This is a genomic window from Litchfieldella rifensis, from assembly GCF_042646605.1.
Classification (GTDB): domain Bacteria; phylum Pseudomonadota; class Gammaproteobacteria; order Pseudomonadales; family Halomonadaceae; genus Litchfieldella; species Litchfieldella rifensis.
Window position 1 is genome coordinate 139809 of record NZ_JBHRUG010000029.1, and the last position, 19254, is coordinate 159062.

General features: G+C 60.6%; 20 protein-coding genes. 15 read left to right on the forward strand and 5 right to left on the reverse strand.

What is annotated here, in order from left to right; all coding sequences use genetic code 11:
- The first annotated feature begins 182 nt into the window (after positions 1 to 182).
- The gene (locus ACFOEV_RS15185; protein WP_386775407.1) at positions 183 to 1256 is read left to right on the forward strand and encodes a L,D-transpeptidase family protein; all 1074 of its coding nucleotides are present in this window, start codon (positions 183 to 185) and stop codon (positions 1254 to 1256) included.
- Positions 1257 to 1383: 127 nt separating this feature from the next.
- Here ACFOEV_RS15185 and ACFOEV_RS15190 read toward each other — a convergent pair whose 3' ends face one another.
- From ACFOEV_RS15190 to ACFOEV_RS15205, 4 genes are all read right to left on the reverse strand, one after another.
- The gene (locus ACFOEV_RS15190; protein WP_386775409.1) at positions 1384 to 2979 is read right to left on the reverse strand and encodes a multicopper oxidase family protein; all 1596 of its coding nucleotides are present in this window, start codon (positions 2977 to 2979) and stop codon (positions 1384 to 1386) included.
- 39 nt (positions 2980 to 3018) lie between these two features.
- Positions 3019 to 5418 (reverse strand): heavy metal translocating P-type ATPase, encoded by a 2400-nt coding sequence (locus tag ACFOEV_RS15195; RefSeq protein WP_386775411.1) that lies wholly within the window; start codon positions 5416 to 5418, stop codon positions 3019 to 3021.
- Between the two features lie 187 nt (positions 5419 to 5605).
- A complete protein-coding gene (gene cueR / locus ACFOEV_RS15200; RefSeq protein WP_386775413.1) occupies positions 5606 to 6022 on the reverse strand; it encodes a Cu(I)-responsive transcriptional regulator in 417 nt (138 codons plus the stop codon).
- Between the two features lie 100 nt (positions 6023 to 6122).
- Positions 6123 to 6845, reverse strand: coding sequence for a cytochrome c biogenesis CcdA family protein (locus ACFOEV_RS15205; protein ID WP_386775415.1), 723 nt, complete (start codon positions 6843 to 6845; stop codon positions 6123 to 6125).
- A 331-nt stretch (positions 6846 to 7176) separates the two neighbouring features.
- Here ACFOEV_RS15205 and ACFOEV_RS15210 point away from each other — a divergent pair, with 331 nt between their 5' ends.
- The 13 genes from ACFOEV_RS15210 to ACFOEV_RS15270 all read left to right on the forward strand — a co-directional run bounded on the left by ACFOEV_RS15210 (position 7177) and on the right by ACFOEV_RS15270 (position 15554).
- Positions 7177 to 7605, forward strand: coding sequence for a MerR family transcriptional regulator (locus ACFOEV_RS15210; protein ID WP_386775417.1), 429 nt, complete (start codon positions 7177 to 7179; stop codon positions 7603 to 7605).
- 210 nt (positions 7606 to 7815) lie between these two features.
- Positions 7816 to 7950, forward strand: coding sequence for a hypothetical protein (locus ACFOEV_RS15215; RefSeq protein ID WP_386775419.1), 135 nt, complete (start codon positions 7816 to 7818; stop codon positions 7948 to 7950).
- A 73-nt stretch (positions 7951 to 8023) separates the two neighbouring features.
- Positions 8024 to 8722: a TVP38/TMEM64 family protein gene (locus ACFOEV_RS15220; protein ID WP_386775421.1), complete on the forward strand. Its 699-nt coding sequence runs from the start codon at positions 8024 to 8026 to the stop codon at positions 8720 to 8722.
- A gap of 93 nt (positions 8723 to 8815) precedes the next feature.
- Positions 8816 to 9328, forward strand: coding sequence for a protein-disulfide reductase DsbD domain-containing protein (locus ACFOEV_RS15225; protein WP_386775423.1), 513 nt, complete (start codon positions 8816 to 8818; stop codon positions 9326 to 9328).
- 226 nt (positions 9329 to 9554) lie between these two features.
- Entirely contained in the window at positions 9555 to 9809 is a 255-nt protein-coding gene (locus ACFOEV_RS15230; RefSeq protein WP_386775425.1) for a hypothetical protein, read from the forward strand.
- A 73-nt stretch (positions 9810 to 9882) separates the two neighbouring features.
- Positions 9883 to 10578, forward strand: a complete 696-nt coding sequence (locus ACFOEV_RS15235; protein ID WP_386775427.1) for an SCO family protein — start codon at positions 9883 to 9885, stop codon at positions 10576 to 10578.
- A gap of 64 nt (positions 10579 to 10642) precedes the next feature.
- Entirely contained in the window at positions 10643 to 11083 is a 441-nt protein-coding gene (locus ACFOEV_RS15240; RefSeq protein ID WP_386775429.1) for a DUF411 domain-containing protein, read from the forward strand.
- Between the two features lie 15 nt (positions 11084 to 11098).
- Positions 11099 to 11734, forward strand: a complete 636-nt coding sequence (locus ACFOEV_RS15245; protein ID WP_386775431.1) for a TlpA family protein disulfide reductase — start codon at positions 11099 to 11101, stop codon at positions 11732 to 11734.
- 6 nt (positions 11735 to 11740) lie between these two features.
- Positions 11741 to 12484, forward strand: coding sequence for a cytochrome c biogenesis CcdA family protein (locus ACFOEV_RS15250; protein ID WP_386775433.1), 744 nt, complete (start codon positions 11741 to 11743; stop codon positions 12482 to 12484).
- Positions 12485 to 12507: 23 nt separating this feature from the next.
- Complete coding sequence (locus ACFOEV_RS15255) at positions 12508 to 13368, forward strand: VPS10 domain-containing protein (RefSeq protein WP_386775435.1); 861 nt, start codon at positions 12508 to 12510, stop codon at positions 13366 to 13368.
- Between the two features lie 91 nt (positions 13369 to 13459).
- On the forward strand, positions 13460 to 13819 hold the full coding sequence (locus ACFOEV_RS15260) for a c-type cytochrome (protein ID WP_386775437.1): 360 nt from the start codon (positions 13460 to 13462) through the stop codon (positions 13817 to 13819).
- A 41-nt stretch (positions 13820 to 13860) separates the two neighbouring features.
- Positions 13861 to 14901 (forward strand): cytochrome c oxidase assembly protein, encoded by a 1041-nt coding sequence (locus tag ACFOEV_RS15265; RefSeq protein WP_386775439.1) that lies wholly within the window; start codon positions 13861 to 13863, stop codon positions 14899 to 14901.
- 38 nt (positions 14902 to 14939) lie between these two features.
- Positions 14940 to 15554 carry a class I SAM-dependent methyltransferase gene (locus tag ACFOEV_RS15270; protein WP_386775441.1) on the forward strand — a complete coding sequence of 205 codons (615 nt, stop codon included), beginning with the start codon at positions 14940 to 14942 and terminating at the stop codon, positions 15552 to 15554.
- Positions 15555 to 15577: 23 nt separating this feature from the next.
- On the opposite strand, the gene ACFOEV_RS15275 is transcribed toward ACFOEV_RS15270, so the two are convergent.
- Entirely contained in the window at positions 15578 to 16546 is a 969-nt protein-coding gene (locus ACFOEV_RS15275; RefSeq protein WP_386775443.1) for a metallophosphoesterase family protein, read from the reverse strand.
- 189 nt (positions 16547 to 16735) lie between these two features.
- Between ACFOEV_RS15275 and ACFOEV_RS15280 the strand changes: the two genes are divergently transcribed.
- Complete coding sequence (locus tag ACFOEV_RS15280) at positions 16736 to 19186, forward strand: PqqD family peptide modification chaperone (protein ID WP_386775445.1); 2451 nt, start codon at positions 16736 to 16738, stop codon at positions 19184 to 19186.
- Positions 19187 to 19254 lie beyond the last annotated feature (68 nt).

Here is a 19254-nt window from a genome sequence, read left to right on the forward strand (position 1 = left end):
GATTGCGGAGCCCCCGTCTTGCTTTTGATGCGAGCGGAACGCCAGCACGAATGGGCTGTTCCCGCCTCCTGAAGGTGAACTAGTCTTTGGTATGATGCTGTCTCAGACATTGACGGTAAGGTGAGGCACACTGGTGAGACTGAATAGCAACGGTCTTGCCACTACCAAGACGGAACGACTCGATGACCCCGAAAGGAATGAACGTGTCGATGCAGATTCTCACCTCCCTACGCGCATGGCAGCACTCAGTGGTGCGCACTCTGGTATGCGCCTTGTTCATTGGTGGCACTCTGCCATGGTCACCGGCTACCCAGGCAAACGAAGCCTCCGAGAGGCCCAAGGGGCATTACCGCCTGCCCGAGGAAGGGAACGTAGTAGGCGAGAGCTACACGGTTAAAAGCCACGCCGAGGATACGTTGCTGGATATCGCCCGCCAACACAACGTGGGCTACAACGAGATTCGTCGCGCCAACCCGGACGTCAACGTCTGGGTCCCGGGGGAAGGAACCGAGGTCGTGATACCGGCCCGCCACATTCTGCCGCCCGGCCAGCGTGAAGGTGTCGTGATCAACGTCGCCGAACTGCGTCTCTATTACTATCCGGAGGTCGGCGAGGGAGAACCGCCACGCGTCGAAACCTACCCGATCGGTATCGGGCGCGAGGGCTACGACACCCCCCTGGGCGTAACGAAGACCACCATGCGACTGGAAAAGCCTGCCTGGTATCCGCCCCAATCGATGCGCAAGGAAGCCGCCGCAAGGGGTGAATCGGTACCGGGGGTCGTGCCGCCCGGCCCCGACAACCCGTTGGGCGAATATGCCATCCTGCTCGACATTCCTGGTTATCTCATTCATGGCACCAATCGACCCGGCGGCATCGGCATGCGCGCCAGCCGTGGCTGCATTCGTATGTATCCCGAGGATATCGAAGCGATCTTCGGCCGCATCCCGAACGGCACGCAGGTCACCATCATCGAGGATCCGGTCAAGATCGGCTGGGACGGTGAGCATGCGTACGTGCAAGCCTTTCAGCCACTTGAAGAGCAGGAACAAGGCATGTCGACCCTGCTGGAGACGCTGGCACAACTTGAGGGCATCCCCGATATCTCGCCCGCAGCCGTCGATTACCAGCAGCTACACCGTTTGCTGGAAGCCCCGGATGGCCAGGTCATCGCCTTGTTGCCACCCGCGCCCTCCTCGAGCGACGACAGCGAGACAACACAGCCAGGTGGGCTGTACCGTTATCTCGCCGTATAGAGAAACACCGAATAAATGTCGGCGCCGCTCAATCGCCGAGTTATGCAGTGCAGGCGCGCCCCCTAGTGCGATCCTGCCATTTGCACACGGCCTCATCGGGTGCCGTGATCGCAATACGGCCGGTTCGCTATGCCACCACCTTGAAGTAGCGCATCATGCCGGCGTCTTCATGCTCCATGTTGTGGCAATGATACATGTACAGCCCCTCGAAGTTTTTGAAGGTCAGGGCAATACGCACTCGTTCCTGGGGGAACACCAGCACCGTGTCATGCAATCCTGCGTCGATGATCCCATCGTGCAGGTCCGTCTTGCTACCCGTGCGCTCCTGGATCTGGAATTGCAGACCATGGATGTGGATGGGGTGCGGCATCATGGAATCGTTGACGAATTCCCAGATTTCCGTCTGCCCCAGCCGGACGATCTCGTCGTCCGCCACTGTGGTGCCTTCCATCCGTCGGCCGTTGATGGTGAACCCCTGCATCATGCGCATGCCCAGTTCGAAGCGACGAACCGGTGTATCGGCCTGGACGGGAGAAGTCGGGAGGTCCTGAGCCAAACGTTCCGGCAGGGTTTCCGAATCGTTCGCCCGTGCGACGACGGCGAAGGTGACCAGCGGAATCCGCTCGCTTCCCATCATGTCGCGCATCATGCCACGATCCATCATGTCGCCCATCATTCCCTGCTCCATCATGCCACCGCCGCCCATCATGCCGAGCTGGTACTCCTCGCTCACGAACTGTACGGACTCGCCAGGCTCGGTGTCGCCGAAATCGACCCACAGATCGATCCGTTGGGCCGGCGCCAGCGTGACCGAGCGACGTCGCTCGGGCTCGGCGAGCAAGCCACCGTCGGTGCCGATGACGATCACCGCCCGACCATCGCTCCAGGCCAGCTTGTAGATGCGCGAGTTGGAGCCGTTGAGCAGACGCAATCGGTAGGGCCGCGTGGACACCTCGCGTCGCGCGTCCGGGTGGCCGTTCACCAGCACCCGCTCTCCCCGAAAGCCCCGCATGCGGGTCATCATCGCCCCCATGCCACCACCGCCGATGTACTGAAGCTCATTGCCATCGCTAAAGGTGCGATCCTGCAGGATGAGCACCAGTTCCCGTTCGCCGTCAGGAAGTCCGAGGGCACGCTCGGCGTCATCGTTGATGATCAGCGGACCGGCAAGGCCGGCGTAGCTCTGAAGGCCGACCCGGCCACCATCAGGACCGTGGGGATGGGGGTGGTACCAGTACAGACCGGCACGATCCACGACATCGAAGGCGAGCGTCATGCTCGTTGCCGGTGCGATCGGTAGGCGTGGCTGGCCGTCCACGTCCGATGGCACGTGCAGGCCATGCCAGTGCACGGTGGTATCTTCGGGGAGCTCGTTGTCGATGCGTACCAGCAAGCGCTGGCCGCGACGCAAGCGGATCAGCGGGCCCGCATAGCTCTCGCCCACGGGCGTCAGGGTCTCTGTAGGCCCGGCGATTCGCTCGGCCGTGTAGCGCCAGACCTTGCTCGGCGCACCCGGCAGGATGGAGACTTCATCGGGATGGGCAAGCAAGCGCAAGTCGACATCGAAGGGCCCCGCCACGGCCGTTGAAGTGGGCTCGGCCGCCGCCAGCGAGCCAGGGCGGTATCCTCCGAACCACACTCCGCCCCCCGCCAGAGTCGACAACGCCACTACACTGCCGATTCGGCGTAATGCCATGCGTCGCTGCAGGTCGACATCGCTCATGACGCTCCCCCCTCCTCTTCAATAGTCGGCGACCCCGGTTCATAGATTGGCGGCGCGTAGTCGCAGTGCGTTGGCGATGACCGAGACCGAGCTCAGGCTCATCGCGGCGGCGGCGTAGATGGGGCTGAGCAGCCAGCCGGTGAATGGAAACAACACTCCGGCGGCCAGAGGCACCCCCAGGCTGTTGTACACGAAGGCGAAAAACAGGTTCTGGCGGATGTTGCGCATCACCCGGCGGCTGAGATGGCGAGATCGGACAATGCCGGCGAGATCCCCGCGCACCAAGGTCACGCCCGCGCTCTGGATGGCCACGTCGGTCCCCGTGCCCATGGCGATCCCGACGTCGGCCTCCGCCAGCGCGGGGGCATCGTTGACCCCATCGCCGGCCATGGCGACCACGCGCCCGGCCTCACGGTGCTCGCGTACGATACGGCCCTTGTCTTGCGGGAGCACGTCCGCCTCGATTTCGTCGATCCCAAGCTGGCGTGCCACGGCCTCGGCGGTGGCGCGATTGTCGCCGGTGAGCATGACCAGGCGCAGACCATCCTCCTTGAGCGAGTGGATCGCCTGCGAGGTGGTTTCCTTGATCGGATCGGCGACCCCGATCAGCCCCATCACTCGACCATCGGCTACCAGGAACATCACGGTTTGCCCCTCGGACTGCAACGCTTCGGCACGTTGCGGCCACTCCGCCGCCTCCACGCCGCGTGTGTCGAGCAGCCGGGCATTGCCAAGCGCGAGCTCACGCCCTCCGACCTGGCCAATAACACCCATGCCGGTCACCGCCTCGAAATCGCTGGCATCGCTCAGCGCAATATCACGCTCTTGCGCGGCGCTGACGATGGCCTCGGCCAATGGATGTTCGCTGCCTCGTTCCAGGCTAGCGGCAAGGTGCAGCAACTGCGTTTCATCGCTGTCGGCAGCCGGTTCGAGGGATACGACCCGCGGTTTGCCCTCGGTGAGGGTGCCGGTCTTGTCGACTATCAGGGTATCGACCTTCTCGAAACGCTCCAACGCCTCGGCATTCTTGATCAGCACGCCCCCACGGGCACCGCGACCGACACCGACCTGGATCGACATTGGCGTTGCCAGGCCAAGCGCACAGGGACACGCGATGATCAGCACCGATACCGCGGCGATCACCGCGTGGGCCATCGCTGGCTGCGGCCCCCAAATCCCCCAGGCCACGAGCGCCAGTATCGCCACGGCGACCACTGCGGGGACGAAGTAGCCGGCGACCACGTCGGCAAGCCGCTGCACGGGCGGCTGAGAGCGCTGCGCTTCGGCCACCATTTCCGCGATCTGCGAGAGAACCGTGTCCTCCCCGACCTTGTCGGCACGCATGACGAAGCTGCCCTGGCCATTCACGGCGCCACCAATGACCGTGTCGCCCTCGCGTTTCTCGACGGGAATGGACTCCCCGGTCACCATCGACTCGTCCAGCGTGCTGCTGCCCTCGAGCACCTCGCCATCGACCGGCACTTTGTCACCGGGGCGAACCCGCAGACGGTCACCGGTACGCAGCTCATCGAGCGAAACCTCCTCGTCGTTGCCCTCGGCGTCGAGGCGTCGCGCGGTCGGTGGGGCGAGATCGAGGATCGCACGCAGCGCACTGCCGGTCTTCTCGCGGGCGCGGGCCTCGATCACTTGACCGAGCAGGATCAGCACGACGATCACCGCCGCCGCCTCGAAGTACACGCCGACCGTGCCGTCAACGGCACGGAAGGTGTCCGGGAAGATACCCGGAGCGATCGTGGCGACGACACTGTAGCCATAGGCCGCCCCCACGCCGAGGGCTATCAGCGTGAACATGTTCAGGTTGCGGGTGACGAGGGACTTCCAGCCACGCGAAAAGAATGGCCATCCAGCCCACAACACCACGGGCGTGGCAAAGATCAGCTCGATCCAGTGACCACCGCCGGCGGGCAGTGCCTCTTCTAGCCAGGGGCCAATACCGGGCAGCATGCTGCCCATGGCGATGAACAGCACCGGCAGCGTCAGCAAGCCGCCCACCCAGAAGCGGCGGAACATGTCGAGGAACTCAGCGCTGCGCTCCTCTCCGGAAACGCGGGTGGGCTCTAACGCCATGCCGCATTTGGGGCAGTCGCCGGGTTCATCCTGTCGCACTTCGGGATGCATCGGGCAGGTGTACTGGACCCTCGACGACGGTTGCGGCCTGGCAGGCTCCAGTGCCATGCCGCACTTGGGGCACACCCCCGGCTCGTCGCTCTCCACGCCAGGACACATGGGACAGAAATAGTTGGCTTTGCCACTGGGCTCCGACGCCGCCACCGAGGTATCGGCAAGCACCGCGTCCGGATCCTCGCGAAAGCGCTTGGCGCAGTGACTGCCACAGAAATGGTAACGCTCCCCGCGGTGTTCGACGCTCTCCGCCGAGGCGGGGTCGACGCTCATGCCACAAACGGGGTCTTTTTCCATGACGAACCCTCCGTTGTGCAAGGGAAATGCTGAACAAATAGACGAGCGAGATGAAGCGCAAGGCGCACGGAGTACAGGAACCAGAGCCTATGGGGTATAGGTGAGGATTTCGACCGGGCTGGCGCACCAGCACCGCGCAACGCAGCGATTCGCTCGCGCAGGCATTTGTGCAGCGCTTCCCAAAGGCTCATGATGCGTGGTTGGTTGCTACCACCTTCTCGTCGGCCAGGTCTCGCAGGATGGGGCACTCGGGCCGGTGATCGCCATGGCAGTTTTCGGCGAGTTCGACGAGGGTCTCCCGCATCGCCTCCAGCTGGCGGATCTTGTCGTTCAGCTCGGCAATATGATCTATGGCGATTCGTTTCACCTCGGCACTCGAGCGCTCGTGATCCTCCCAGAGCGTGATCAATTGACGCGTCTGCTCCAGCGTGAACCCGAGGTCCCGGGCACGACGTATGAATCGCAGCAAATGGATGTCGTGGGACCGGTAGTGGCGATAGTCGTTCGCCTTCCGCAGTGGCGCGGGGATCAGCCCGACTTCTTCGTAGTAGCGGATCATCTTGGCTGTGACGCCGCTCAGTCTGCTCGCATCACCGATATTCATGGATCGCTCCCGTTGATCTCAGTGCGATGCATGTAATCATTACGATAAACCTTACCACAGTGGCAAGGTCAAGAGTGGGCGATGCAGGCGTCTGTGTTGGCTATCCCAGCGTCGCCAAGGACGGGAACAGGTCGACCATGATGCTGGAGAGCCGCGTCATGGTGCCCGAGGCAATCGCGATGCCCATCAGGATCACGATCGAGCCGGCGACCGGGCGGGTGTAGGCGCTCCACTTGCCAAGCCGTCTACTATGGCGACTCAAGCTATTGAGAAATAGTGTGCTGGCCAGAAACGGTAAGGCCAACCCCGCCGAATAGGTGCTGAGATAGACCATGCCGGCCTGGGCATTGGTGGCAGTGGACGTGGCCATCAAGATGGTACCCAGGATAGGGCCGATACAGGGCGTCCAGCCGATGGCGAAGGACACACCGAATACCGTTGCCGACAGCGGGGAACCACCCTGAACACTTGGTGTGAACTGCAGGGTGCGCTGGAGGAACGGCAAGCGGAACACCCCCGTCATGAAGAGGCCCAACACGATCACCACGGAGCCGGCGATCCAGTTGAATTCCTGGCGATAACCCCGCAGCAGCTGGCCGGCACTGCTGGCACCGAGGCCCAGCATGATGAAGACGCTAGTGAAGCCAACGACGAAGAAGGCACTGAGTATCATTGCCTCGAGGCGTCTATCGACTTTGCCGGCGCTACCGCCTGTGACTACCGACAGATACGCCGGCAGCAACGGCAGCGTACAGGGCGAGAAAAAGGAGATCAGGCCGCCGGCGAAAGCACCAAGCAAACCGATAGAAGAGAGAGATTCCAAGGAGTTACGCTTCCTGAGGCTGTCCACACACGATGAACGAACCAGCCTGCCGCTGTAAGGCTGCCTGTTTCGCATCGAGCTCAACGATGAATAAATTCTACAGCCTTTGTCTGCTTCAAGGTCAACAAGGGATTGCTGAATATCCATATAACAAAAAAGGTTTTTTGTATTGTTGAAGGTGCTTGACCTTAAAGTTGACTTTAAGGTTATCGTTCCCGGAAGGTTGGCAGACATCCTCGCCAGAGACATTAGAAAATCCCGTGACAATCGGGTGGAACGGTTTTGTCGACTGCCAAATCCTGTCGATGAGGAATGCAGCATAGGTGAATCAATGCAGACACTCAGTATTGGCGAGCTCTCCGAACTCAGCGGGGTCGCCAGCCAATCGATACGGTATTACGAGAAAGAGAGGCTCATGCCTGCTCCCCAACGGACGGAAGCCAACTATCGGCGCTATCCCATGGATGCTGTGGCCAGGCTACAGTTCATCGTTCACGCCAAGCGGTGGGGCTTCACACTCGATGAGATTCGCGAACTGCTGATCCTCCAGGATGCCAACGGCGACCAAGCGCAGGCCAAGCGCATTGCTGAAGAGAAACTGCACAAGATCCGCGAACAACTCAAGCATCTCTCGAGGATCGAGGCCGTGTTGTCGAGATCCCTTGCCGAGTGCAAGGGAGAGGGGCCGATGCAGGAAGGCTGCCCAATCGTCGAGGCCATCGCCGGAGAGAAGGATAGTGATCGGGAGCGTGACCACTGACACGTAATATTTGATGACCCGCAACTCGCCGGTCTTGTCGGGCGGGCAAGGGAACATGGGAAGGCCGTTATGCGTCTTCGTGCTGACCAACTCGTTGCGGCTACGCCGCTTCACGCCGGATATCGACGACGCTTCGCCAATAACAAGCGGTGAACCCGTGGTGGGTCAAGCCCCTCAAGCTTAAGCAGCGAAAGCAACCAGGAGACCAAGATGATGGGAAGCGAAGCATGCACATGGGGGATGGCGGGTATGGGGCTGATTTCCATCCTGCTGATTGTTGCGCTGGTACTTGGCATTGCTGCGCTCGTCAAATATCTGTTTTTCAACAGGAGGCACGAGGAGTAAAGGAAACGTGTTGACTAGCGACTAAACCCTCATTGGCTTAACGAAAGGATGCGGCACACCACATGAGACGGAAATGGCAAGCAAGCTTGGTGTAAAGCATAGACTCGTATTGGGAGCCACCCTACTGATTGGCTTGGCGGCTCTCTATTGGGTTTTGAGGGAGACCGGCGCCTTATCGACACTCACCAATAGGCAGGCCTTGCGTGAGTGGGTCGATCATCTGGGCCTCTGGGGGCCGCTGGCCATTATCGCCATGATGATAGCGGCCATTGTCATGAGCCCAATACCCAGCGGACCGATTGCCATGGCGGCCGGGGCGTCCTACGGTCCTGTTTGGGGAACCGTGTATGTGGTCATCGGTGCCGAGGCCGGCGCTCTTCTCGCCTTCTGCATTGCTCGCCTGCTCGGCTACGAGGCGATGCAACGCTGGTCGCGGATACGTCCGATATTGGACTGGCTGGGAAAGGAGCGCTCACAGACAGGGTTGATGCTCGTCGTTTTTGCAAGTCGACTGGTGCCATTTATTTCGTTCGATGCGGTCAGCTACGCAGCGGGCCTGACACCGCTGGCCTTCTGGCGCTTCTTGATCGCCACACTGGCTGGCGTGATTCCGACAGCCTACTTGATTGCCACGCTCGGCGAAGTCCTCATCACTGCCGACTCCAGGGGGCTGACGGCCGTGTTGCTTCTTGTCAGCGGGATCACGTTGTTGCCGATCCTGGCACGACTCGTTTTGGCATGGCATCGAAAACGAAAGAGTAGCTCGAATTGACACCATCACACGTCCGATATTGGTGGCAGGTGTTGCAGCGCTCGCCTGGCCGCGCAGTCAGGCAGTAGAAAATACGAAAGAGGAAGGTATCTCATGAAAGTCGCCATGCTACTGATGCTAGCCCTCCCTCTCGTTACCGTGTCGGCTAACGCCGGTGAGAGCTTCTCGATCACCGGCGCAAAACGAGGATTCCTCGGCAACGGGATTCATGGCAATTTCCTGCCAGTTAACGATGCCTTCCGGGCCAGCGCCTGGCGAGACGATGAGCGAGTATATGTCGGCTTCATCAATGCCGAAGACTATTACCTCCACCGGCACCAGTTCGCGCTTGACAGCCGCGACCCAGGCGTGAGTTTCGGTGAGCTGGCCTTACCGCCCGGCGAACCCATGGTGCATGCGTCCCTGGGGGAGATCCACGTGTTCTATGACCAGGTAGTATTCAGTGCTCCTATCGAAGCGGCCAAGGCCGATACCAAGCCGTTGGCCATCACGGTGACCTTTCAGGGCTGTTCCGATCGGGGACTTTGCTATCCGCCCGAACAGATCGAGCTCGAAGCGTTTTACGGCTCGCCGCCAGGGGCCTTCGCCATCAGTCCCGCCTCATGATGCTACGGATAGCGCATACGGAACGCCGGCGCTCTGATGGCCGTGTGCGAGTGTAGTCTAAAACACTGGTCTGCCGAGCCGGTCCCATCAAAAAGACGCTTGACCTTGAAGTGGGCTTTAAGGATACCTTTTTTCAGCAAGCGACATTCCTGCCGGGCACAGACAGGATAGCCTCTTGGTGCCTACCTGCTTGGCAGAGCGATTCATAGGAAGAAAGGAGAGTGTCATGTGGAAACGTCGTAACGCGATCTTGACTGCCGCCATCATCGTTGTCAGCGGCTTTGGGGCCGGCCCGCTCCTTGCGCAGGATGAGGCGCAGCAGGAGCCGATGGAGGGCAAGGGCATGCATGGCCAGATGATACAAGGCGGTGGCATGCACGGGATGATGGGGATGATGAGCGAAATGAATTCCATGATGGAAAATTGCAACGCCATGATGGAAAACATGCAACAAGGCCATGCGACCGACAGTAACGCCTGAGGTGGCATTGGCGGGGCTGCTCCCACAGGAGCAGCCGCTTTACGGTTATGGCGAGGTGAGTGGAGGACGGTACGTGAAGAAAGAACTCTATACGCCGCTACTTGTCCTATCGCTGATGATCAGCTCCCCTGCCTTCGCGCATTCCCTTGAAGATGCCGAGGCAGAGTTACAAGAACGGGAACGCTACGCCCAGTTTGTCGACCAACCAGCGCCGGCTTTTTCTCTGACCGATGCCGACGGTAATACCGTGTCGTCTACCGACCTGGAAGGTAACGTCGTGGTGCTCAATTTCATCTACACGCGCTGTCAGGAAGCCTGCCCGGTGCATATGAACCTGATTGCCGAGGTGCAGAGTCAAGTCAACGACACCGGCCTGCGTGACGAGGTCGAGTTCATTACTATCGCCACCGATAGCGAGGATATCGTCGGTACGCGCAACAACATGCGGGCCTACGGCAGGAATTTCGACTTCGATCCCGCCAATTGGCGCTTTCTTTATCGGAGCGAAAACGAGTCTGCCGAAACCACACGCCAGGTCGCGGAAGCCTATGGCCTCAAGTTCGACGATGTGGCTGAAGGCGTCCAGGCCCATGGCGTCGTGACTCATGTCATCGACCAGTCGGGGCGTATGCAGGCCCGTTTTCATGGCCTCGAATTCGAGCCAGAGCACCTGGTTTCCTATGTAAAGGTGTTGGCAGAAGGATCCGAGACATTATCCACCGGTGTGTGGGATCGTATTCGCCATACGGTTACCAACATCTTTAACTAATACCACGAGAGTGAAGCCAATCGAATTATCGATCGTTCTCATGGATTCCCTGGAGACTTAGCATATGAAGCACCTAAAGACACTCACCATTGCTGCGCTACTGGCCTTCCCGCTGACGGGATTGGCCGCCGAGACGTCGGCGACCCTCTACAAGAACCCTAACTGCGGCTGCTGTGCCGAATACGCCAAGTATCTGGAACAAAACGGATTCGACGTGGAGACGATCGATACCAACGATCTTGCCCAGATGAAAGCCGAGCACAATGTCCCCGAGAAGCTGCATGGCTGCCACACCACGCTCATTGACGACTATGTCTTCGAAGGCCATGTGCCCGTGGAAAGCCTGACCCAGGTACTCGAAGAAAAGCCCTTCATCAAAGGCTTGAGCGTGCCCGGGATGCCGCTTGGCTCACCGGGGATGTCGGGCGAGAAACAAGGCCCTCTCGAGGTCTACACCTTGGCTTTCCAGCCGACCGATACCCCCGAGGTTTACGCCACCCACTGAAGGTGAGCTTTGCTAATGAGAAAACTGATCGGAACCAGCTGGCTAGCGGCAGCGTTTTGGGGAGCGATGACCTCTTCGGCCGCCGCCGAACCTCCCGAACGTGTGGGGCCGAATGGATTTCTTCTCTGGGAAAGCCCACGCGACGTGGCTGAAATCAGCTTCGAGGATGGCGATGGCACCCCACTGACATTGGCCGACTTCGAAGGGAAGCTGATCCTCCTCAACATCTGGGCGACATGGTGCGGCCCTTGCCGCAAGGAAATGCCCACCCTGGATGCCCTCCAGGCTGAGCTGGGGAGCGATGACTTCGAGGTGGTCGCCTTATCGATCGATCGCCAGGGCATTGATGTCGTCAACGAGTTTTATCAAGAGGTGGGTATCGAGCATCTTGCTCGATATGTCGATAAAAGCGGCATGGCCAGCGCGGACCTGGGTGCGGTGGGGATTCCATCGACGCTTCTGCTCGACCGCCAGGGCAAGGAGATCGGACGCCTGGTCGGGGAAGCCGAATGGAATACCCCCGAGATGATCGAGTTTCTTAGTCAAACAATAGAAGCCGCAAGCCTCTCCAACCGCCAATCGCCAAACAACGGATCACAACCAATCAGCCAAACAGCCCGTGTCGAAGCTCCAAGCCTAGCCGCGGGGTAAGGGGTGATGTTGGAAATTGCCAATATCGGTCTGGCCACTGCCTTTCTGGCTGGCCTGATTTCGTTCGTTTCGCCCTGTGTCTTGCCGCTCGTGCCTGGCTATCTCTCCTTCGTGGCCGGGCGCTCGCTGGGGCAGATACAGGAAGCGGACCGGCGTGAACGGCTCCGGGTGTTGACCCAATCGATATGGTTCGTGCTCGGGTTCTCCACGGTATTCCTGATGCTTGGCGCCAGCGCCACGGCTATCGGCCGCCTGCTGCTGGTGTATCGCCAGGAAGCGAATCTTGTCGGCGGTCTCATCGTCATCCTGTTCGGTGCCTTCATGACCGGGCTCATCCCGCTGCAGTGGTTACAGCGGGAATGGCGGTTGATCGGCAAGCTCAAGGAAGAGGGTGGTGGGCGCGGTGCGGCCTATCTGCTAGGCGTGGCATTCGCGTTCGGCTGGACCCCCTGCATCGGCCCTATCCTGGGCGCCATTCTGACCGTTAGCGCCTCGACGGCCAATGCCTCGAGCGGCGTGGCGTTACTCGGCATTTATTCGCTGGGCCTGGGTGTGCCATTCCTGCTGAGTGCCGTTTCGCTCGATCGTTTCTTGCAACACCAGAAATTCCTGCGCCGCTGGGGGCGAGTCATGCATATGGCGGCCGGGCTGATCATGATCCTGATGGGCGTCTTGATGATCACTGGAAGACTGACCGAACTGTCTTACTGGTTATTACGCACCTTCCCTGCGCTAGGCAGCATTGGCTAGCCGTTATTCAAGGAATTCTTGATATGAAAAAGATCGCAAGTCGCTTCTTGCAGGCTCTGTCATTGGCGGGCTGGGTCATGGCCAGCCTGGGCATCGCCGGTGTGGCCGGAGCTACCGAGGAGGCATTGCCATCGCTGAGATATGACCAGACGGGCGAACGGCTGCTCAAGGTGGATTCCCACCAGCTTTTCCAGAGCACGGATGGCGGCGCGACCTGGAGAGCGATTCCCTTGCCTGAAGAGGTGAAGGCGGGACGGTTGGTAACGGCATCGGCAACCGCCGAAAAGGCGCTCTACATCGCGGGCCCCTCCATCGGGGTGCAGCGCAGTACCGATCATGGGGAAAGCTGGCACACGATCGATGAGTGGCTACCTAGCCAGGACGTTATCGCTTTCACCGTGCACCGTCATCAGCCAGAAACGCTTTATGCCGTGGTCGCCGAGGACGGCCTTTATCAAAGCGAGGATGCCGGCGCGACCTGGAAGAAGATGGATAGCGGCCCGACTCAGCCCATTCGCCGGCTCGTCCACTCCGATATGGAGGGCAGCATGCAGACCGGTTGGCTCTACGCGGTGTCCGACGATGCGGTGCGCCTGTCGATGGACTGCTTCTGCGGCTGGCGGCCGACCGGGGAGCTCGATGCCGGCAGGGTCTATGATGTGGCCTACGATCTCGACGCTCCTGAACACGTCTACGTAACCACGGAGCAGGGCCTGTGGCGCAGCGACAATGGCAGCCAGGAATGGCAACGGGTGAATGACGACGGCACGGAGAAAGTCGCTCTCGCTCTTGCGCCGGCGGGAACGCTCTACGCGCTGGATCGCGAGGGGGAGCTCATGCGCAGCGAAGACCAGGGGCAGAGCTGGACAACCCCCGATGCGTGACCGCTGGACCCTCATTACGGTGTGGCTTCTGTTAAGTGCCGCCGGGAAGACCATGGCGGAAGGTGATACCCCTTCGGGGGGTGCTTCTCCAATGGAAGACGGGGAAAAGATATACCAGCAATATTGTGCCAGCTGCCATGGGCCTCAGGGTAAGGGCATGCCGAACTGGGAGCGCCAGAATGCCCAGGGCGAATTGCCCGCTCCCCCTCATGGGCCGGAGGGCCATACCTGGAAGCACTCCGATGCCATGCTCTACCGGATCGTCGCTGAAGGGTGGCGCGACCCTTGGAACAAGACCGAGCGGCTGACCATGCCGACCTTCAAGGATATCCTGGCCCCGGCCGAGATCCGCGATGTGGTGAATTACCTCAAGACGTTATGGACGCCGGAGCAACGCCGTCATCAGGCGGAAGAAAGCGAGGGAGCCCCGTTTCCGACGCAGAGTGAGTAGCGATGCGCTCGGCCGATGTTTCCAAACCAGGAATGAGTGCCATGGCCAATTCCCGAGAGCGATACTGGGTGTGCCTGCCCTTGGTGCTGCTTGCGACACCGGCGGCGGCGCATGGCGATGGCGCGTTGACGGCCAATGTCTGGCTTGCCTGGTCCTTCGGTCTGGATTTCATACTGCCTTTGGTGCTGGTGTGCTTCGTCTATCTGCGCGGTGTATGGCAACGCCAACAACGGGGACGACCTACGAGTCATCGGGAAGCTTCACTGGTATTTCTGGGGCTCTTCATGCTTTTTCTCGCCCTCCAGTCGCCCATCGACCCGCTTGGAGAGCGAAGCTTTTCCATGCACCAGGTGCAGCATCTGTTATTACGCGCCCTGGGGCCCATGCTGCTGTTTCTCCCCTCCCCTCAGACCACCTTCGTAGCCGGCTTGAATACACATGCTCGGCGATTCTTGGCTCGGGTGGGGCGATTGACTGGACTGAGCACACTGTCTCACCCAGTGACTGTAACCTTGCTATTCGCAGGACTGGCTTATGTCTGGCAATACCCCCCTTATTTCGAGCTGGCCTTGCGCAATGACATGGTGCATTACCTGATGCATGTCACCATGTTGGGGTCCGGGCTGTTGTTCTGGTGGTGCATCTTCGATACCCGCCCCTCGGCCACGCACTATGGAACTCGACTGGCCATGCTGTGGATTGCCACCACCGCCAACATTGCCCTGGGTGCCTATCTGACGATGAAGTCAAGCGTATTGTATCCAGTCTACGATGAGCTCGGACGATTGTGGGTGGATGGCGAAATGGATGAGCTGCTGGGAGGGCTCATAGTCTGGATCCTTGGCAGCATGATGTCTCTGGTGCCGTTTCTGGTGATTCTCAGACGCTGGGGTTACAAGAAGGACCGAATAGGAAAGAAAAGGATGACTCCCACCTCTGCGGGTGGTGGGGCGGTTGGCAATGAGCCGAGAGATGCTGCGGAAAATACCCGGCGCCTGGGCTGGATGCTAGGGCTATTCAGCGGGGGAGTCTTCCTGGCCTTGATATCGGTGATGTCGCTTTCCCTGGCGGTCAGAGGGTAACCCCCATGAATTGGAAGTCGATATAGGAGAGCGACGCTATGGGTTTCTATCAGGATCGGGTACTGCCGCACTTGCAGAACCTCATGATGCGCAATCGCCAGCTGCTGCCATACCGCGAGCGCGTCATTGGTGGTGCGGAGGGGCGTGTGCTCGAGGTCGGGATCGGTTCTTGCCTCAACCTGCCGTACTTCTCGCCCCAGGTACGTGAGGTGATCGGGCTTGAGCCGGTGCCGCGATTGGTTGCAATGGCGCGGCGGGAGGCAGCAGGATCATCGCTCCCCTTGTCCTTTATAGAAGGTTCCGCCGAATCAATCCCACTGGATGATGCCAGCATCGATACCGTGATCCTCACTTGGACGCTGTGTTCGATACCCGATGCCGAACTGGCGCTCCACGAGATGCGCCGTGTGCTCAGGCCGGGAGGACAACTGCTGTTCGTGGAACATGGACGGGCGCCTGAGGCGAGTGTCCAAAGGTGGCAGGATCGGCTGACGCCGGCCTGGAAGCGTATTGCCGGGGGATGCCACTTGAACCGGCCGATCCACACGATGATCGAAGGCAACGGTTTCGATATGGCGCAGATCGAGACCGGCTACATGAAAGGACCCAAGCCGATGACTTTTCTCTACGAAGGACGCGCAAGACCAAGGTGATCCTCCGGGCTCTCCAGGCCTTTTCATCGAGAAGTGTCGAGATCGAGATGGGCCTGCTCGATATCGAGTCGAGTCCCGCCACGGATCCGCTTGCCGTAGGACAGTGCCGCGTCACTGCCGTCAGGCCACCAACGTGAAAACAGCGCCTGCCAGGCCTCGATATCGAATGCCACCGGCAGCAGTTCGACCGTCAATGCTCCGGCTCGACTCCTCACCAGGGCGTCGGGATGCGAGCTGTCGACCGCAATCCGGCTGATCAGCCCACGCGAGTCGTCACGCAGATTGCCCATTCCGGCGCTGCCATTGTTGATGATCGCCCTCTCTCCCTCATGCCACAGAGTGGGCAAACAGGTGTGAGTACCGGCAATCACACTTACCCCCATCCGCTCGAACCAGTGTTGCAGCGTGGCGTGATGGGCATGATCGCGTAGCGCTTCCAAGGCCAGCCCCCAGCCAGCCAGCGACTCGGGATCACCATGCACGATCGCCACGCGCTGCCCGGCCAGTTCGAGACAGCGATAGCGCGGCAGCTTTCTCAACTCGGCAACTTGCTCATGACACTCGGCCGCGACTCCCTGTAACCGCGCCATGATACGGTTCGAACGCTCCACCACGCCGTCGTCCACATGATCCGGATAGACACAGCCACACCCCGCCCCGGGGTGTGTATCGACCAACTCGAATTCCACATTGCCCAGTAGCGCCGTGTGGCGCATCACGCGGTCATTGAGCGCCCAGAAGATCGCCGGATCGGTATCGAACCAGTGAAAATCGCCGTTGAAGATCAATTCGACACGACGACCTTCACTACGCTCCACCTCGGCCATCGCCTCGATAGTCTCCAACGCCACCGGGTTGCCATAGAGGCCGCCGATCACATAGAGCACATCGGCCACCGAAGATTCCGGCGCTGCACTGACGTCGGTCGGGTCGTAGCGATACGCCAACGGACAGTGTCGTCCCCTAGCAACTACGGAGTGATCGAGTGTCATCCGGTTCTCTCCAAAAAATAATCCAGACATTGGGTCAAGCAGGCGGCCGGTTTCCTTACAGCGCCGATGGGCCCGCGACAGGAGCCGGCAGGCACCCGAGAAAAATCGGCTAATGGGTTGTAAGGACCCTCGCCTCATCGCGACCAAAATTTCACTAAACAATAGTCGCTTGGTCAGGAGGTTTCGGGAATGACGGACCAGAAGATCGTTTCGCGTCGCTACTGGTTGGGCGGTAAACGCGCCGCTTCGCAGGATCGGTTCTTTCGGGAAGCGCTAGATCCGCTGGGCTGGGAGCTGGGCGACGCCGATCACTGGGATGCCGCGTGGTGCACCGGCATGCCCGACCCCGCTCAGTTCAAGCAAGTATCGCCGCAGCGCAAGCTCAATCATTTTCCCGGGAATAGTGCCCTCACGGTGAAAAGCCGCCTGCACGATGGTTTGGCCGCCATGCGGACTCGAGTCATCGAGACGTTCGGGCCGACGCACGAGGCCGTAGCGCGCCTGGAATTCTTCCCTCGGGTCTACTCCATGCCGAAGGACTATCATGCCCTTCAGCAGGCCGCCCTGGAGCACCCCGAAAAACGCTGGATTCTCAAGCCCAAGAATGCCTCCAAAGGCAAAGGCATCCGGGTGCTGCGCGATGTGGCCGATGCGCTGTTGGAACCCCGCTGGATGGTCCAGGAGTATCTTGCCAATCCGCACACCATCCGCGGGCACAAGTATGTCCTGCGCCTCTATGTCTTGGTCGCGTCCATCGAACCTTTGCGCGTCTATGTCTATCGTCAGGGCTTTGCCAAGCTCGCCTCCGAACCCTATGACGTCAACGATCCGGACAATCTCTATAGCCAGTTGACCAACCCGGACATCAACGCCTTGAACATCACGGCGGAGGTTCCCGTCGAGTTCATAGATTTCGATCGCTATCGCCAGTGGCTCCGAGACCAGGGGCATGACGATGAACGGCTGTTCGCACAGGTTCACGACCTGATCACCCTAACCGTGATCTCCGCCGTGGACGCCATGCGCCAGCGTACCGCCGAATCCGGCGCCGATCCGCGGGGCTGCTACGAGTTGCTGGGCCTCGACTGCTTGGTGGACGACACCCTCAAGCCTTGGATTCTCGAGTGCAACCTCAGCCCGTCGATGGGGGTTTGTGCCGGGCCCGAGAGCGGTGGCATCGTGGAGGAAGCGGTCAAGGCTGGGCTGGTGAAGGACATGGTCTCGCTGGTGGGGCTCGATGCCATAACGGCCAATGCCTCGGACACGGCCCCCGGCACACCAGATAGCGGCGCCGCAGAGCGACTCGCCAGCGAGGCGCAGGCAGAACTGGCACGCGCCGGCGACTTCCTGCGCCTCTTCCCGAACGATGACACAGCACGTTATCTGCCATTCTTCTCGCTGCCGCGGCTGACCGATATCCAACTGGCCGACGGGTTGGCAAAACGCCCGGTCCGGCGTCCGTCCCTGCAACGCTGGCAAGCGGCCGAAGTGTTCGGCGATGATGACCAGCTCGCCCTCTATGCCACTCATACCGGTCATTTCTACCGTCTGAATGACACGGCCTCGCTGATCTGGCTGCTGGCAACGGATGGGCTGGACCCCGACGCCATTGCCGAGCAACTGGCCCTTTCGGCCGCCGACGAGACCGCGGAACGACCGGCGCCGACTCGACATCAACTGCGTCAGCAGGTCTGGGACTGTCTCTCGGAGTGGTGTCATATCGGGCTGATCAGGCAGCGGGGCGTTGAGCACGACGAGGCACGCCGCCCGTCGTCCCATGCCGTTGACGAAGCCGACATGAGTCCGCCAGGCGCGCCATGCCAGCCCATGCGGCTGGTATGCGGAGGTAGGCAGTGGGCACTGTATACCGACAGCGCCCCCGCCTTGGTTCGTCTGTCTACCCTGCTCTCCGCGCAACTTTCGCCGCTGCCCGACGATGACCACGCCACGGGCCTGCCGCGCCTGGATATCCTGCGCGATTCGCCGGGTTACCTCCTGGCTACCGAGGGCGAGGTAGTGGCCTCGCGATTGACGCTGGCCAAGCTTGGCCCAGCGGTGATCGCCTACTTGGCCCGACAGGCCGCCTCGACTCATCAGTTGGTCATCGATACGGGCCTGCTGACCATTCGGGACGGCTCCGCAGCGATATGCCTGTTTGCAGCCAGTGAAGACGCTGACGCCATGGCGCAACACCTCGCGTCATCCTCAGACCTCACACTGACGCGAGGACTGCGCCTGGATGCCAGCACTTTCGCACTTGCCGAGCCGCTCGGGCTGCCCCTCGGGTTACAGACCGGGGGCAAGAATCCGAGCAGCAGCATAGCGGGCATACCGCTGCCCGAGACAGCCCAGGTGCGGACCCTGATCTGGGTGCACCACGGCATGGCTACGCCTGACGCCGCTCAAGGACAGGTATCGACCCTGGACATCCTGGGTGCCCTGCTGCCGTCCTGTTTTACCGCCGGCGGCAAGCCACTGGATACGGACACCGTGACGGCGCTGACCGACTGGCTCTCCCGTTGCGAGCGGCACACGGTCGAGGTGAGTGACGAGGTCGATACGACTCGGGTGCTGGCCGAGTCATTGCAAGCGTTCCTGGCGCCCCAGCATGCACCAACCGGGGCCGCCGCAACATCATGACCCCCCTTCCCCACTACGCGCTCGTGGCGCCAGTCATCCTCAGCATTGCTGGTTTCCACGGCCAGGGC